This is a genomic window from Staphylococcus sp. EG-SA-14, assembly GCF_017151935.1.
GTDB lineage: Bacteria > Bacillota > Bacilli > Staphylococcales > Staphylococcaceae > Staphylococcus > Staphylococcus aureus.
In genome coordinates this window covers 1-14,043 of record NZ_JACVZM010000036.1, presented here as the reverse complement: position 1 = coordinate 14,043, position 14,043 = coordinate 1, and the positions used below count along the sequence as shown (strand labels likewise).

The following is a 14,043-nucleotide window of genomic DNA, read 5'->3' as shown; positions in this document are numbered from 1 at the left end:
CACCTATAGCTGAAGTACACACTGAAATTTCAGAATCTGATCATCAAGGGATACTAGATTTTGCTAAACAGCAAAATGTTGATTGGGTAGTTATAGGTCCAGAACAGCCGCTAATTGATGGATTAGCAGACATTTTACGAGCGAATGGTTTCAAAGTGTTTGGTCCAAATAAGCAAGCAGCTCAAATCGAAGGCTCAAAATTATTTGCTAAAAAGATAATGGAAAAATATAATATTCCAACTGCTGATTATAAAGAAGTTGAGCGAAAAAAGGATGCTTTAACATATATTGAAAACTGTGAATTGCCCGTTGTTGTCAAGAAAGATGGGTTAGCTGCTGGGAAAGGCGTTATTATTGCAGATACTATTGAAGCAGCCAGAAGTGCTATTGAGATTATGTATGGTGATGAAGAAGAAGGTACTGTTGTATTTGAAACGTTTTTAGAAGGTGAAGAGTTCTCGCTAATGACATTTGTTAATGGTGATTTAGCAGTTCCTTTCGACTGTATTGCACAAGATCATAAACGCGCATTTGATCATGATGAAGGACCAAATACTGGTGGTATGGGGGCTTATTGTCCAGTACCACATATTAGTGACGATGTTTTAAAACTTACAAATGAAACAATTGCACAACCCATTGCAAAGGCAATGCTTAATGAAGGTTATCAATTCTTCGGTGTATTATACATTGGTGCTATTTTAACTAAAGATGGTCCAAAAGTAATAGAATTTAATGCCCGTTTTGGTGATCCTGAAGCTCAAGTATTATTAAGTCGCATGGAAAGTGATTTAATGCAGCATATTATTGATTTAGATGAAGGAAAACGTACTGAATTCAAATGGAAAAATGAATCTATTGTAGGGGTCATGTTGGCATCAAAAGGATATCCTGATGCATATGAAAAAGGGCATAAAGTAAGTGGCTTTGATTTAAATGAAAACTATTTTGTTAGTGGATTAAAGAAGCAAGGTGATACCTTTGTTACTTCAGGTGGTAGAGTTATACTTGCCATCGGAAAAGGTGACAATGTACAAGATGCACAGCGAGACGCATACGAAAAAGTATCTCAAATACAAAGTGACCATTTATTCTATCGTCATGACATTGCGAATAAAGCACTACAACTTAAATAAGTATATTTAAAAAATACTAAGATTAGCTATGAAGAAATCTATAACGATAGTTTTTTTCATAGCTTTTTTAGTTGTAGAGTCTAGGACATTGATTTCTGTACCAAATTTGTGATTATGCATATGTAATACAAAAGAGGCGCCACAACATGTTTGGATGAACAAAATAACATGTTTGTGGCACCTCTTTTGTTTAGTATGGAATAAATGGTTTTCTTTTTCTATACAATGAATTTCTAATTTAGTATCTATACAATTATGGATAAAATTTAACCTACACGACCAAGACGAACATCATCTATGCCCGTGATGGGTAAGGTGATTGAACAATAATATGCCAAAGTAATAATGGCAATTAAAACTATAATAAAGATTACATCTTTATATGAGAAAGGTACGTTGTAATAGTAAGTACGAGGACCATCTCTAAATCCTTTCGACTCCATCGCAACTGATAATTGATGTGCCTTTCTAATATTTTGGCTTAATAGAGGTATAATTAAATGCTTAAATCGCTTTAACCCTCTATAATTTGCCGCGTCTATCATCTGATAGCGCATTTTTAAAGATCTGCGAAGCTGTATTAAAGAACTAATCATTAAAGGTATCATACGAATGGCAGCCATGAATGCATAAGCAACTTTTGATTTAACCTTTAAATGTTGCATTAAACTATAAAATATCATGACAACCTGAGATGTAAGTGCGATTAAGATACCGAAAAATGAAATAGCAATGGTTCTTAATGATACATGTAAACCACGAACTAAACTTTCTGTTGTAATATGGATAAATCCGAATTTCAAAATTGTATGGCTACCATTCCCGTATAAAATCATGAACAGGGAAGAGAGTAATGCAAAGCCAATACTTATAGTTATAAAAATTACTGTAATTTTAAACTGAGTACCATTAAACATCAATAAGAAAACTAACATTAAGATAGTGATATAAAGCATAAAATCGAAATTATGCACAAATATAATAAAGAAAAATAGTATAATTCCAAGAAATAGTTTCGTTATAATGTTGACATCATCAACAAATGATTGCCGAACTTTCCATTGCTCATACATTCGTATCACCATCACAATCTAGTAACGCACCATCTGAAATTTTAAGTCTTCTTGATGGATAACGTTCAATTATTTCATCGTCATGTGTAACCATGACAATACTTTGTCCCAAATTAATTCGCTTTTGGAAAAGTTTGATCAACTGGAATGTATTATGGCTATCAAGTCCAAATGTCGGTTCATCTAAAAAGATAATATCAGCTTTAGAACTTAGTGCGGTAGCTACGCTAAGGCGTCGTTTTTGACCAATAGACAACTCATAAGGATGTTGATCTTTTACATTTTGTAAATCTAAAAGTTTTAAAAGTTGTATCGTTTCATCATCACTTTGATCTTTAGAAAGGTGATTAAAATGAATGTTAATTTCATCATAAACCGAATTTGTTATAAATTGTAATTCTGGGTTTTGATAAACTAGATACATGTGTTTTGCTGCATGTTTAATTTTTGTTAAACGCTGATTTTCAAAATAAACATCACCTTGATATTTAATCAATTGCATAATTGATTCAAGCAAGGTTGTTTTACCACTACCATTTGCCCCTGTAATTGTAATCCACTCACCTAGACCAATTTCTAAATCTGAGAATGAGAGCAAGGTTGATTTACCGCGAATAATACGTCCATTTTTAAATTGTAATAAGTGTGAGTTTGTTGTTGGAAAGTCAACACGACTTGGTGCGAATTCCCATGCACGTGGATGCCACACACCATATTCACTGAGTAAATGAACATACTTCTGTAATATGATTTCAGGACATTCATCGGCAATGATATTTCCGTTATAATCCATCAAAATGACGCGGTCGACATGATTCCAGATGTGTTTAACTTTATGTTCAACGATTACAACAGTTTGATCTTCCCAAAGTTCAATTAGTTTAGTCCATAAATCTTCTGTTGCTTGAACATCTAACATTGCTGTCGGTTCATCTAAAAACAATGTTTTTGATTGTTGAAGAATGGTTTCAACAATTGCCAATTTCTGTTTCATCCCGCCACTTAAATCTTTGATATACGTTTCAGGGGTAACATTTAAATTGACCATATTTAAAGCATTGATAATTAACGCATCCATGTCTTCACGTGGTACTTGTCTATTTTCTAAAACGAATGCAAGTTCTTCGTATACTTTTGGCATACAAAACTGGCTATCAGGGTCTTGGAAAATAACGCCACTTAATGGGTCAACGATTAGTTCATCATATTTCATAGGTAATTCAATTAAATTAGGAACAATACCACTTAATACATTCAGAAGTGTACTTTTACCGCAACCAGAAGGACCGAGTAAAAGTACTTTTTCTTTGTCTTGAATAGTGATATTTAAATGATCGAAAATTTTACGCTGACCACTTGGATATTTTAATCGTAAATCACTTACTTTTAACACTCTGAATGCTCCTCTTATAAGTTGTCGTAATCTTCTTTAGCAGCTGGTCTAAATAATTTTGTTACGCCTGTCTTATCTAAAGCTTTTACTAAAAGGTAAGATAGGACGCCGGCGACTACTGCACCACTAATTAATCTAAATACGATGAATAATGTTAAGTTCCAACCTGCAACTTCATTTAAATAACCATAGAAATAATCTATAGGGAAAGCCGCGATTGCTGTACAAAAACCTGCTAACATAGCTACCATAACTGAACGAGATTGATATTTAAAAATTGCAAAGACAAGTTCACACGCTAAACCTTGTATGAAAGCGTAAACGATTGTCGGAATATCGAAACGACCCATAATGATAGTTTCGCCGGCACCTGCAGCAAATTCAGCCAGTAAAGCAATACCTGGTTTTGGAATAATTAGATAGCAGACAATCGCTGCCATGAACCAAACCCCGTTTGTTAATTGTTCGAGGTGAAGGCCTGTAGCTTGCACACCATTGTAAACAAACCACCATAAATTGTAAATAACTGCGAATACTACTGAAATAAGTACGGTTACTAGTATTTCAGATAGCTTTAAACCTTTTGACATTTTTACATCCTCCTAATAAAAAAACGCACAACCATCCATAGGAAAGTTATGCGTTCACAATATATATTAGTAAAACATATGTATAGTAACACTTTCCTACGCTAGTTCAAGCTAGATCAGGTTCAAAGGGTTTGAGGGCAAGCCTCATCTCAGTATAAAACACCCCTAGTGTGTGCGATTTATTTAATTAATTATACTGTAAGACGTTTGTAAACTTATGTCAATAGGTTGTCTTCATGAAATTTCGTTTAATTCGATTTAAAATTTATAATATTGGCATTGGATTTAAATTGAAGATGTAGTAGGAATGTTAGTAATTAAAGATATAAAAATATGTGACATGTAATAATATTGAGCTGATAAATGAAGAAGGATACTTATCAATCATACCTCTTTTACAACAGTGAAGAACCCGTGCATAATGGCTTACGAATTATAGTTTGTAAGGAAGAAGAGGGATACATGCGCCGAGCACATGAAAAAAATCCCCTAACAACTAAAAGTTGTAAGGAAGAAGAGGGATACATGCGCCGAGCGCAAGCAAAAAAGCCCCTAACAACTAAAAGTTGTAAGGTAAAAGAGGGATACATGCACCGAGCACATGCATAAAATCCCCTAACAACTAAAAGTTGTAAGGAAGGAGAGGGATACATGCGCCGAGCACATGCATAAAATCCCCTAACAACTAAAAGTTGTAAGGAAGGAGAGGGATACATGCGCCGAGCACATGCATAAAATCCCCTAACAACTAAAAGTTGTAAGGTAAAAGAGGGATACATGCACCGAGCACATGCATAAAATCCCCTAACAACTAAAAGTTGTAAGGTAAAAGAGGGATACATGCACCGAGCACATGCATAAAATCCCCTAACAACTAAAAGTTGTAAGGAAGGAGAGGGATACATGTGCCGAGCACATGCATAAAATCCCCTAACAACTAAAAGTTGTAAGGGGATTTAAATTAATTTAGTGTATCTTGGATATCTTGTTTTGTTTGATTAATATCTTCTGTTTTTTTTTCTTTTTTATCTTTTAATTTTTCTTCAACTTCTTTAGCTTTTTCTGCTGCTTTTTTATTTTGATTTTCATTAGACATGATTAATTCCTCCCAAATTGGATAATTATTTATATATAAATCTTACCCGGTTGTACTTTCGTTAAACTTTTCTATGTCTATAGCACTATTTATTCATTTATCTAAAGACAACAACATTAGATTAATATATAATGATTTTGAGGTGAACATAATGTCTTTTCTTAGGAAACACGCCGAAATTATTTTTAGCTATTTAATCGGTATCGTTTCACTCTTCACTGGTCTCATTATTTTAATTAACTTGCCTTTAATTAAACAATTAAATGGTGGTAAAAAAGTTGATACACATGTTCATAATGTGTGGGAATTTCTGAATGCATTTTTCAGTGAAATTATTAAAGTAATGAGTCGATTTATAGGTAATTTCCCTATAGTTAGTGCAATTGTGATAATTATATTCGGTATTTTAGTTATGTTGATTGGTCATACATTACTTAGAACTATTAAGTATGACTATGATATTTCTATCTTTTTCTTAGTTATCGGTATCATGTACTTTATTATTACTCTTATATTAATGACTCAAGTTTATGGATTCTTTGCAGTGATTTTCATTATTCCATTTACAATTCATATAGGATATATCGTCTATAAAGATGAATTGAATCAGGAAAATGTAAAAAATCATTTCATGTGGATAATTGTGAGTTATGGTATAAGTTACTTAATTACACAAATTGCATTGTATGGCAGAATTGATGCTAATGAAATAGAGTCAATTGATATCTTAAGTGTCAATGCTTTCTTTATAATTATGTGGTTACTTGGTCAAATGGCTATTTGGAATTTCTTGTTCTTGCGCCGAGCTTTACCTTTAACAAAGCAAGAATTAGGTGAAGAGGAGCCAGAATTATCAAGAACAAGTAAAGGGAACGTCACGAATCAAACTAAAATTCACTTGAAACAACTCCAAGATAAGACTACAGAATATGCACGTAAGACAAGAAGAAGTGTCGATTTAGATAAAATTAGAGCTAAAAGAGATAAATTCAAAAAGAAAGTTAATGATATTATCGATATTCAAGAAGACGATATTCCTGATTGGATGAGAAAACCGAAATGGGTTAAACCAATGTATGTCGAACTATTTTGTGGTGTCGTCATCTTTTTATTCACATTTTTAGAATTTAATAATCGTAATGCATTATTTGTATCTGGTGATTGGAAATTATCACAGACACAATATGTTATTGAATGGGTTACATTATTAATTCTGTTATTCATTATTATCGCATATATCGCTACAACGTTAACTTTCCACTTGAAAGGTAAGTTTTATTATTTGCAACTATTTATGGGGAGCATTTTATTCTTTAAATTGTTAACGGAATTTATAAATATAATGATTCATGGACTATTACTTTCAGTGTTCATTACGCCAACATTACTATTAATGTTATTGGCAATCATCATTTCTTATTCGTTACAATTACGAGAGCGACCATAATTAAAAGCATTATAAAAGTACTATCTATTAAACATTTTGATGTGTACGCTATAAGTTAGATATATCTCTAACTTACTTAGATACAGGTCAATGAAGTTTATGGATAGTACTTTTTTTGTAACTAGATTTGATTGATTCAGGTGATGCGAATTAAGTATTGAAAATTGTATACAAAGTTTTAGTGCAAATAAAATAGTTGAAAAGTTATCCATTTGTAAAATCAAGAAAACTAGTAAATAGTTGAAGCGACATATGGAATTTGCGAAACGATATATAGTATTTCCTTTGTAGAAATTTAACATATATCATTCGAATTACTAATTTGTTAAAATCAACAGTAAGATTAGAAGTAGATGATATTGAAATTTGGCAAACAATTTAATCTATATAAAACTACAACGAAACACAGAAAGGAAGTTGTCAGATGAAAATAGCAACTCTGAACAAAGGCAAAGAAACAAAATATTTTAATGGATATCCTTTAATTGAAGAAGAGGATATCTATTCACAAGATCATTTAAAAGAAGGAGATATTTTTCAAATTGTGACTGATAAATCACAATATGTCGCAACGGCTTATGTTGGTCGCCAACATAAAGGATTAGGTTGGGTTCTAACATACGATAAAGCTCAACAAATCAACACAGCTTTCTTTGTAAAATTGTTTAATACTGCATTAGCAGAACGTGATTATTATTTTAATATAGATGGAACAAATGCTTTTAGATTATTTAATGCTGAAGGTGATGGTGTTGGGGGATTAACAATCGACAATTACGATGGTCATTTGTTGATTCAATGGTACTCAAAAGGTATTTATAAATTTAAATATGCCATTCTTGAAGCGGTTAGAAAAGTATTTGATTATAAATCTATTTACGAAAAAGTAAGATTTAAAGACAGCGAATATAGTGGTGGTTTTGTTGAAGGAGATGCACCTGAGTTTCCAATTGTTATCGAAGAAAACTTCACATTTTATAATGTAGACCTTGAAGATGGTTTGATGACAGGTATCTTTTTAGATCAAAAAGAAGTGCGCAAGAAATTAAGGGATCAATATGCCAAAGAACGCCATGTTTTAAACTTATTTAGTTATACAGGTGCTTTTTCTGCAATAGCAGCAAGTGAGGCATCTTCAACAACAAGTGTAGATTTGGCTAATCGTTCTCGTAGTTTAACTGAAGAAAATTTTGGATTAAATGCTATTGATCCTAAATCCCAATATATTTATGTCATGGACACTTTTGATTTCTATAAATATGCTGCACGACATGGACATAGTTATGACACGATCGTGATTGATCCACCTAGCTTTGCGCGTAACAAAAAACGTACATTTTCAGTGCAAAAAGATTATGACAAATTAATTAATGGCGCCTTAAATATCTTATCATCTGAAGGAACATTATTGTTATGTACAAACGCAAGTGTATATCCATTAAAGCAATTTAAAAATACTATTAAAAAGACGCTTGAAGAGAGTGGCGTTGATTATGAATTAACTGAAGTTATGGGATTACCAAAAGATTTTAAAACGCATCCACATTATAAGCCATCTAAATATTTAAAAGCTGTTTTTGTAAATATTAGACATTAATTTGATAAAAAGGGGTATAGTAACTTATTGAGAAAAAGAAGGGTGATAATATTATGGGATTCAAAAACAATTTAACATCAAATTTAACAAATAAAATTGGTAATTCAGTCTTTAAAATAGAAAATGTTGACGGAAAAGGTGCAATGCCAACGACGATTCAAGAATTGAGAGAAAGACGACAACGTGCTGAAGCAATTGTAAAGAGAAAGTCTTTAATGTCATCAACAATGAGCGTTGTTCCAATTCCGGGTTTAGATTTTGGTGTTGATTTAAAATTAATGAAAGATATTATCGAGGATGTAAATAAAATATACGGATTAGATCATAAGCAAGTTAATAGCCTTGGGGATGATGTGAAAGAAAGAATTATGTCTGCAGCAGCAATTCAAGGTAGTCAATTTATTGGTAAAAGAATTTCAAGTGCATTTTTAAAAATAGTTATTAGAGATGTAGCTAAACGTACTGCTGCAAAACAAACAAAATGGTTTCCTGTTGTAGGACAAGCTGTGTCTGCATCTATTAGTTACTATTTTATGAATAAAATTGGAAAAGATCACATTCAAAAATGCGAAAATGTTATTAAAAATGTCATGTAGGTGCTATAATAGTTTTGCAATTTGCAAATTTTACTGAAACCGGTTTTAAACGAATTGAATTTAAAGCATGGTTTTGGTAAAGTTAATGTATAAAACTAAGTTAGTATTGTAATAATATTGAAGATTCTAACTATACGAAGGAGAAATGTAATTATGGAACAAAATTCATATGTAATCATCGACGAGACTGGTATTCACGCTAGACCAGCAACAATGTTAGTACAAACAGCTTCAAAATTCGATTCTGATATTCAATTAGAATATAACGGTAAGAAAGTAAACTTAAAATCAATCATGGGTGTTATGAGCCTTGGTGTTGGTAAAGATGCTGAAATTACAATTTATGCTGACGGTAGTGATGAATCTGACGCCATTCAAGCAATCAGTGACGTCTTATCAAAAGAAGGATTGACTAAATAATCATGTCTAAATTAATTAAAGGTATTGCTGCATCTGATGGTGTCGCAATTGCTAAAGCTTATTTATTAGTTGAGCCAGACTTAACATTCGACAAAAATGAAAAAGTCACTGATGTTGAAGGAGAAGTTGCAAAGTTCAATAGCGCTATCGAAGCTTCTAAAGTTGAGTTAACTAAAATTAGAAATAATGCAGAGGTTCAACTAGGTGCTGATAAAGCTGCTATCTTTGATGCACATTTATTAGTTTTAGATGACCCTGAATTAATTCAACCAATCCAAGATAAGATTAAAAATGAAAACGCTAATGCTGCTACAGCATTAACGGATGTAACAACACAATTTGTTACAATTTTTGAATCTATGGATAACGAATACATGAAAGAACGTGCGGCTGATATTCGCGACGTTTCTAAACGTGTGTTATCACATATTTTAGGTGTAGAATTACCGAATCCGAGTATGATTGATGAAAGCGTTGTTATTGTAGGGAATGACTTAACGCCATCTGATACTGCTCAATTAAATAAAGAATTCGTACAAGGTTTTGCTACAAACATTGGCGGAAGAACAAGTCACTCTGCAATTATGAGTCGTTCTTTAGAAATTCCAGCAATTGTTGGTACAAAATCAATTACTCAAGAAGTTAAACAAGGCGACATGATTATCGTAGATGGATTAAATGGTGATGTAATCGTTAATCCAACTGAAGATGAGTTAATCGCTTATCAAGATAAACGTGAGCGTTATTTTGCTGACAAGAAAGAATTACAAAAACTACGTGATGCTGATACTGTTACAGTTGATGGTGTTCACGCAGAGCTTGCTGCAAATATTGGTACACCTAATGATTTGCCAGGTGTTATTGAAAATGGTGCACAAGGTATCGGCTTATATAGAACTGAGTTTTTATATATGGGTCGTGACCAAATGCCTACAGAAGAAGAGCAATTTGAAGCTTATAAAGAAGTATTAGAAGCAATGGACGGTAAACGTGTTGTTGTACGTACTTTAGATATAGGTGGAGATAAAGAATTATCATACTTAAACTTGCCTGAAGAAATGAATCCATTCTTAGGTTACCGTGCGATTCGTTTATGCCTTGCGCAACAAGATATTTTTAGACCACAGCTACGTGCATTATTACGTGCATCAGTTTATGGTAAGTTAAATATCATGTTCCCAATGGTTGCAACAATTAACGAATTTAGAGAAGCTAAAGCTATATTATTGGAAGAAAAAGAAAACCTTAAAAATGAAGGTCATGACATTTCAGATGATATAGAATTAGGAATCATGGTAGAGATACCTGCAACAGCAGCATTAGCTGATGTCTTTGCTAAAGAAGTAGATTTCTTCAGTATCGGTACAAATGATTTAATTCAATACACATTAGCTGCTGACCGTATGTCAGAGCGTGTATCATATCTATACCAACCATATAACCCTTCAATCTTACGTTTAGTTAAACAAGTTATTGAAGCGTCACATAAAGAAGGTAAATGGACAGGTATGTGTGGTGAAATGGCTGGAGATGAAACAGCTATTCCATTATTGCTTGGTTTAGGTTTAGATGAGTTCTCTATGAGTGCAACGTCTATTCTGAAAGCAAGAAGACAAATTAATGGTTTAAGTAAAAATGAAATGACTGAACTTGCTAACCGTGCAGTCGACTGTGCAACGCAAGAAGAAGTTATTGAATTAGTTAACAACTACGTAAAATAATTAATTCTTTCGAAAGACAGAATTATAAATAAACCCGAAGTATTCATTGTGAGTAATTATGAATACTTCGGGTTCTTTTTTATGATTTATGTTAATTTCAATGGAATGTTGTTGCTAACTAATTAAACAACTATGTGTCATTAACAAAATGTTGTTCTTTAATTAATGTTAGTTAATTTAAAAATCGATATTTAATTTATGATAGCTATAAATGATGAAGTTGATTTAGATGAAAATTAATCTTGGATATTTAATACTTTGTTGATTTCATCAAGATCAACATGGTACATTGGATTACCATTCAACAAAATAAACGGAGTTGAAAAAGCATCAAAATCTATCATTTCGTTTCGATATTGTTGATTGTTGATATTTCTCTCTTCAAAATCAATTTGATGCTCATTAAGATAATTTTTTACAAATGTACAAGGTGGGCAATCATTCTGCGTATAAACGATTATTTCTGACATGTATCATGCTCCTTCGTGTTTTATTCTAATGTAATATACACAATTATACATTGAAATTCAAATTTGTGAACACATTGTGAACTGACATAAATTATACACAATTTCATAGCGCATAATGTTTTAAAAATACACATTATAGCAATTATAATTAAGTTCATTGTGTTGTCATCAAAAAAAGAAAAAGGTGATGTTTTTAAATGGATACAGTTGAAATCAGTCGGTTTTTGACAGCTATGACTTTAGCAGTTCATATCATTTTTGCAACGATTGGTGTTGGTATGCCTTTAATGTTCGCAATTGCAGAATTTTTAGGTATTCGCAAAAATGATCTTCAATATATAGCTATGGCCAAAAGATGGGCTAAAGCTTATACAATTACTGTAGCAGTGGGAGTTGTTACAGGTACAATTATAGGACTTCAATTATCATTGATTTGGCCTACATTTATGGAAATGGGTGGACACGTTATTGCACTTCCATTATTTATGGAAACATTTGCGTTCTTCTTTGAAGCTATTTTCTTAAGTATATATTTATATACTTGGGATCGTTTTAAAAATAAATGGACACATTTCTTAATTAGTATACCAGTAATTATTGGTGGCTCTTTCTCAGCATTCTTCATTACTTCAGTGAATTCATTTATGAATACGCCTGCAGGTTTTGAGTTGAAGAATGGAAAGATGGTCAATGTTCAACCTATAGAAGCGATGTTTAACCCATCGTTTATAGTTCGATCATTTCACGTAATTACTACAGCCGGTATGACGATGGCATTTGTTATTGCATCAATAGCAGCTTTTAAATTATTGCGTAATCGTCAACCTAAAGATACTGTCTACCATAAGAAAGCTTTGAAAATGTCTATGATAGTTGGATTCTTTTCAACATTACTTTCTATGTTGGCAGGGGATTTATCTGCAAAATTTTTGCATAAATTCCAACCTGAAAAATTAGCAGCTTATGAATGGCATTTCGATACATCTTCCCATGCCAAATTATTATTATTTGGTGTGTTAGATGAAAAGACTCAGCAAGTTAAAGGTGCGATTGAATTACCTGGACTATTGAGTTTCTTAGCAGATAATAGTGTCAAAACTAAAGTACAAGGGTTAAATGATTTTCCAAAAAGTTTACATCCGCCTATGATCGTCCATTATTTCTTTGATTTAATGGTAACGATGGGAATTTTATGTTTTGTCATTTCAGGTGTTTATGTCTTAACTTTAATGTTTAAAAAGCTTAGAAAGTTTTCTACTCATAAATGGATGCTTTATGGAATATTATTAACAGGCCCAGCTTCAATGCTAGCTATAGAATTTGGATGGTTCTTAACAGAGATGGGTAGACAGCCTTGGATTGTTCGTGGTTATATGCGCGTGGCAGAAGCAGCAACACAAGCAGGCGGAATAACCTTCGTTACAATTTTATTTGGCATATTGTACATCATTTTAATGTATACATGTGCATACGTATTAATTCGTATGTTTAAAAATAAACCGGCGTATGAAGATGTAAATCGTTTAGCCAAGAAGCAAGGAGGAGAAATAGAAAAATGATTTATGCATTTATAGGTATAACAGTGTTATGGTTGTTTTTATTTTGCTATATCATTATTGCTTCTATAGATTTTGGGGCAGGTTTCTTCGCATTGCATTCAAAGTTAACTGGTGATGAAAAGAAAATTAATCACTTAATTTCACGTTATTTAAACCCAGTTTGGGAAGTTACGAATGTATTCTTTGTTTTCTTCTTCGTAGGATTCGTAGGTTTCTTTCCAGAGTCAATCAAATATTTAGGCACGGTATTGTTAATACCAGGTTCAATAGCACTGATTATGATATCGTTGAGAAACAGTTTTTATGCATTTGAAAATTATGGTCAAGATACAAAATTAGCATGGATGATCATGTATGGGGTAAGTGGATTATTAATTCCAGCTTCATTATCTACTGCTTTAACTATTACAGAAGGTGGCTATATTAATGTTCGAAACAATGTTATCGATCTAGATTGGGTGCAGTTATTATTAAGCCCATTTGCTTGGTCTGTAGTATTCTTGGCAATTATTTCAGTTTTATATATTTCATCAGGATTTTTGACATATTATGCTAAAAAAGCAAATGACGAACCAGCATATAATTTAACAAGACAATGGCACATATTTTTAGGGCCGCCGATGATTATCATTTGTTTATTCGTATTTCTATCATTACGCATTCAAAATTCTGAACATTTTTATTCAGCTGTTTTTGACTATTGGTGGATGTTTGGTATAAGTTTCTTATTCTTTGCATTAGCTTCATTGTTAACATTCTTTAAGAAAAAACATGGTTTGGCTTTTGTATTTGTTATTTTACAAATGATGTTCGCGTTCTTTGGCTATGGAATTAGTAAATTGCCATACCTTTTATATCCGTTTGTAAAAATTACAGATGCATATGTTAATCCAGAAATGGGCTGGACATTAGTGATTGTCTTTATTTTAGGTTTACTTTTATTAC

Annotated in this window: 13 protein-coding genes and 1 riboswitch; of the genes, 8 read left to right on the top strand and 5 right to left on the bottom strand. The window is 32.3% G+C overall.

Annotation, left to right across the window (positions count from 1 at the left end):
* Nucleotides 1-1,136: phosphoribosylamine--glycine ligase (gene purD, locus IDG63_RS13840; RefSeq protein ID WP_206176453.1), on the top strand; the 1,136-nt coding region annotated here is incomplete at its 5' end.
* A 266-nt stretch (nt 1,137-1,402) separates the two neighbouring features.
* Here purD and IDG63_RS13835 read toward each other — a convergent pair.
* The 4 genes from IDG63_RS13835 to graF form a co-directional block, all read right to left on the bottom strand.
* The gene (locus IDG63_RS13835) at nt 1,403-2,209 is read right to left on the bottom strand and encodes an energy-coupling factor transporter transmembrane component T family protein (protein ID WP_000273263.1); all 807 of its coding nucleotides are present in this window, start codon (nt 2,207-2,209) and stop codon (nt 1,403-1,405) included.
* Complete coding sequence (locus tag IDG63_RS13830) at nt 2,202-3,602, bottom strand: ABC transporter ATP-binding protein (protein WP_000921973.1); 1,401 nt, start codon at nt 3,600-3,602, stop codon at nt 2,202-2,204. The genes IDG63_RS13835 and IDG63_RS13830 overlap by 8 nt, the downstream gene beginning before the upstream one ends.
* A gap of 14 nt (nt 3,603-3,616) precedes the next feature.
* Nucleotides 3,617-4,192 (bottom strand): ECF transporter S component, encoded by a 576-nt coding sequence (locus IDG63_RS13825; protein WP_000033477.1) that lies wholly within the window; start codon nt 4,190-4,192, stop codon nt 3,617-3,619.
* 76 nt (nt 4,193-4,268) lie between these two features.
* Nucleotides 4,269-4,369: riboswitch (TPP riboswitch) on the bottom strand.
* Between the two features lie 784 nt (nt 4,370-5,153).
* Nucleotides 5,154-5,288 carry a glycopeptide resistance-associated protein GraF gene (graF, locus tag IDG63_RS13820; RefSeq protein WP_023915585.1) on the bottom strand — a complete coding sequence of 45 codons (135 nt, stop codon included), beginning with the start codon at nt 5,286-5,288 and terminating at the stop codon, nt 5,154-5,156.
* A 151-nt stretch (nt 5,289-5,439) separates the two neighbouring features.
* Between graF and auxA the strand changes: the two genes are divergently transcribed.
* The 5 genes from auxA (at nt 5,440) to ptsP (ending at nt 11,069) form a co-directional block, all read left to right on the top strand.
* Nucleotides 5,440-6,735, top strand: coding sequence for a lipoteichoic acid stability factor AuxA (gene auxA, locus IDG63_RS13815; protein ID WP_000009069.1), 1,296 nt, complete (start codon nt 5,440-5,442; stop codon nt 6,733-6,735).
* Nucleotides 6,736-7,159: 424 nt separating this feature from the next.
* A complete protein-coding gene (locus tag IDG63_RS13810; protein WP_000685079.1) occupies nt 7,160-8,332 on the top strand; it encodes a class I SAM-dependent rRNA methyltransferase in 1,173 nt (390 codons plus the stop codon).
* A 53-nt stretch (nt 8,333-8,385) separates the two neighbouring features.
* The gene (locus tag IDG63_RS13805; RefSeq protein WP_000505966.1) at nt 8,386-8,928 is read left to right on the top strand and encodes a hypothetical protein; all 543 of its coding nucleotides are present in this window, start codon (nt 8,386-8,388) and stop codon (nt 8,926-8,928) included.
* A gap of 153 nt (nt 8,929-9,081) precedes the next feature.
* Nucleotides 9,082-9,348, top strand: a complete 267-nt coding sequence (locus tag IDG63_RS13800) for a phosphocarrier protein HPr (protein ID WP_000437472.1) — start codon at nt 9,082-9,084, stop codon at nt 9,346-9,348.
* A gap of 2 nt (nt 9,349-9,350) precedes the next feature.
* Nucleotides 9,351-11,069: a phosphoenolpyruvate--protein phosphotransferase gene (gene ptsP / locus IDG63_RS13795; protein ID WP_000040052.1), complete on the top strand. Its 1,719-nt coding sequence runs from the start codon at nt 9,351-9,353 to the stop codon at nt 11,067-11,069.
* Nucleotides 11,070-11,305: 236 nt separating this feature from the next.
* Here the strand turns inward: ptsP and nrdH are convergent, their stop codons facing one another.
* Nucleotides 11,306-11,539: a glutaredoxin-like protein NrdH gene (nrdH, locus tag IDG63_RS13790; RefSeq protein WP_001289618.1), complete on the bottom strand. Its 234-nt coding sequence runs from the start codon at nt 11,537-11,539 to the stop codon at nt 11,306-11,308.
* Between the two features lie 197 nt (nt 11,540-11,736).
* On the opposite strand from nrdH, the gene IDG63_RS13785 reads away from it, so the two are divergent.
* Both IDG63_RS13785 and IDG63_RS13780 read left to right on the top strand, forming a co-directional pair.
* Nucleotides 11,737-13,098, top strand: coding sequence for a cytochrome ubiquinol oxidase subunit I (locus IDG63_RS13785; protein ID WP_000381849.1), 1,362 nt, complete (start codon nt 11,737-11,739; stop codon nt 13,096-13,098).
* On the top strand, nt 13,095-14,043 hold a 949-nt coding region (locus IDG63_RS13780), incomplete at its 3' end, for a cytochrome d ubiquinol oxidase subunit II (protein WP_206176451.1). The genes IDG63_RS13785 and IDG63_RS13780, both read left to right, overlap by 4 nt.

What these genes read in the sequence shown, in the direction of transcription:
- ptsP (WP_000040052.1), top strand. Translation starts at nt 9,351, where the DNA reads ATGTCTAAATTAATTAAAGGTATTGCTGCATCTGATGGTGTCGCAATT.
- IDG63_RS13805 (WP_000505966.1), top strand. Translation starts at nt 8,386, where the DNA reads ATGGGATTCAAAAACAATTTAACATCAAATTTAACAAATAAAATTGGT.
- graF (WP_023915585.1), bottom strand. Translation starts at nt 5,288, where the DNA reads ATGTCTAATGAAAATCAAAATAAAAAAGCAGCAGAAAAAGCTAAAGAA.
- IDG63_RS13785 (WP_000381849.1), top strand. Translation starts at nt 11,737, where the DNA reads ATGGATACAGTTGAAATCAGTCGGTTTTTGACAGCTATGACTTTAGCA.
- IDG63_RS13800 (WP_000437472.1), top strand. Translation starts at nt 9,082, where the DNA reads ATGGAACAAAATTCATATGTAATCATCGACGAGACTGGTATTCACGCT.
- nrdH (WP_001289618.1), bottom strand. Translation starts at nt 11,539, where the DNA reads ATGTCAGAAATAATCGTTTATACGCAGAATGATTGCCCACCTTGTACA.
- IDG63_RS13810 (WP_000685079.1), top strand. Translation starts at nt 7,160, where the DNA reads ATGAAAATAGCAACTCTGAACAAAGGCAAAGAAACAAAATATTTTAAT.
- auxA (WP_000009069.1), top strand. Translation starts at nt 5,440, where the DNA reads ATGTCTTTTCTTAGGAAACACGCCGAAATTATTTTTAGCTATTTAATC.
- IDG63_RS13835 (WP_000273263.1), bottom strand. Translation starts at nt 2,209, where the DNA reads ATGTATGAGCAATGGAAAGTTCGGCAATCATTTGTTGATGATGTCAAC.
- IDG63_RS13825 (WP_000033477.1), bottom strand. Translation starts at nt 4,192, where the DNA reads ATGTCAAAAGGTTTAAAGCTATCTGAAATACTAGTAACCGTACTTATT.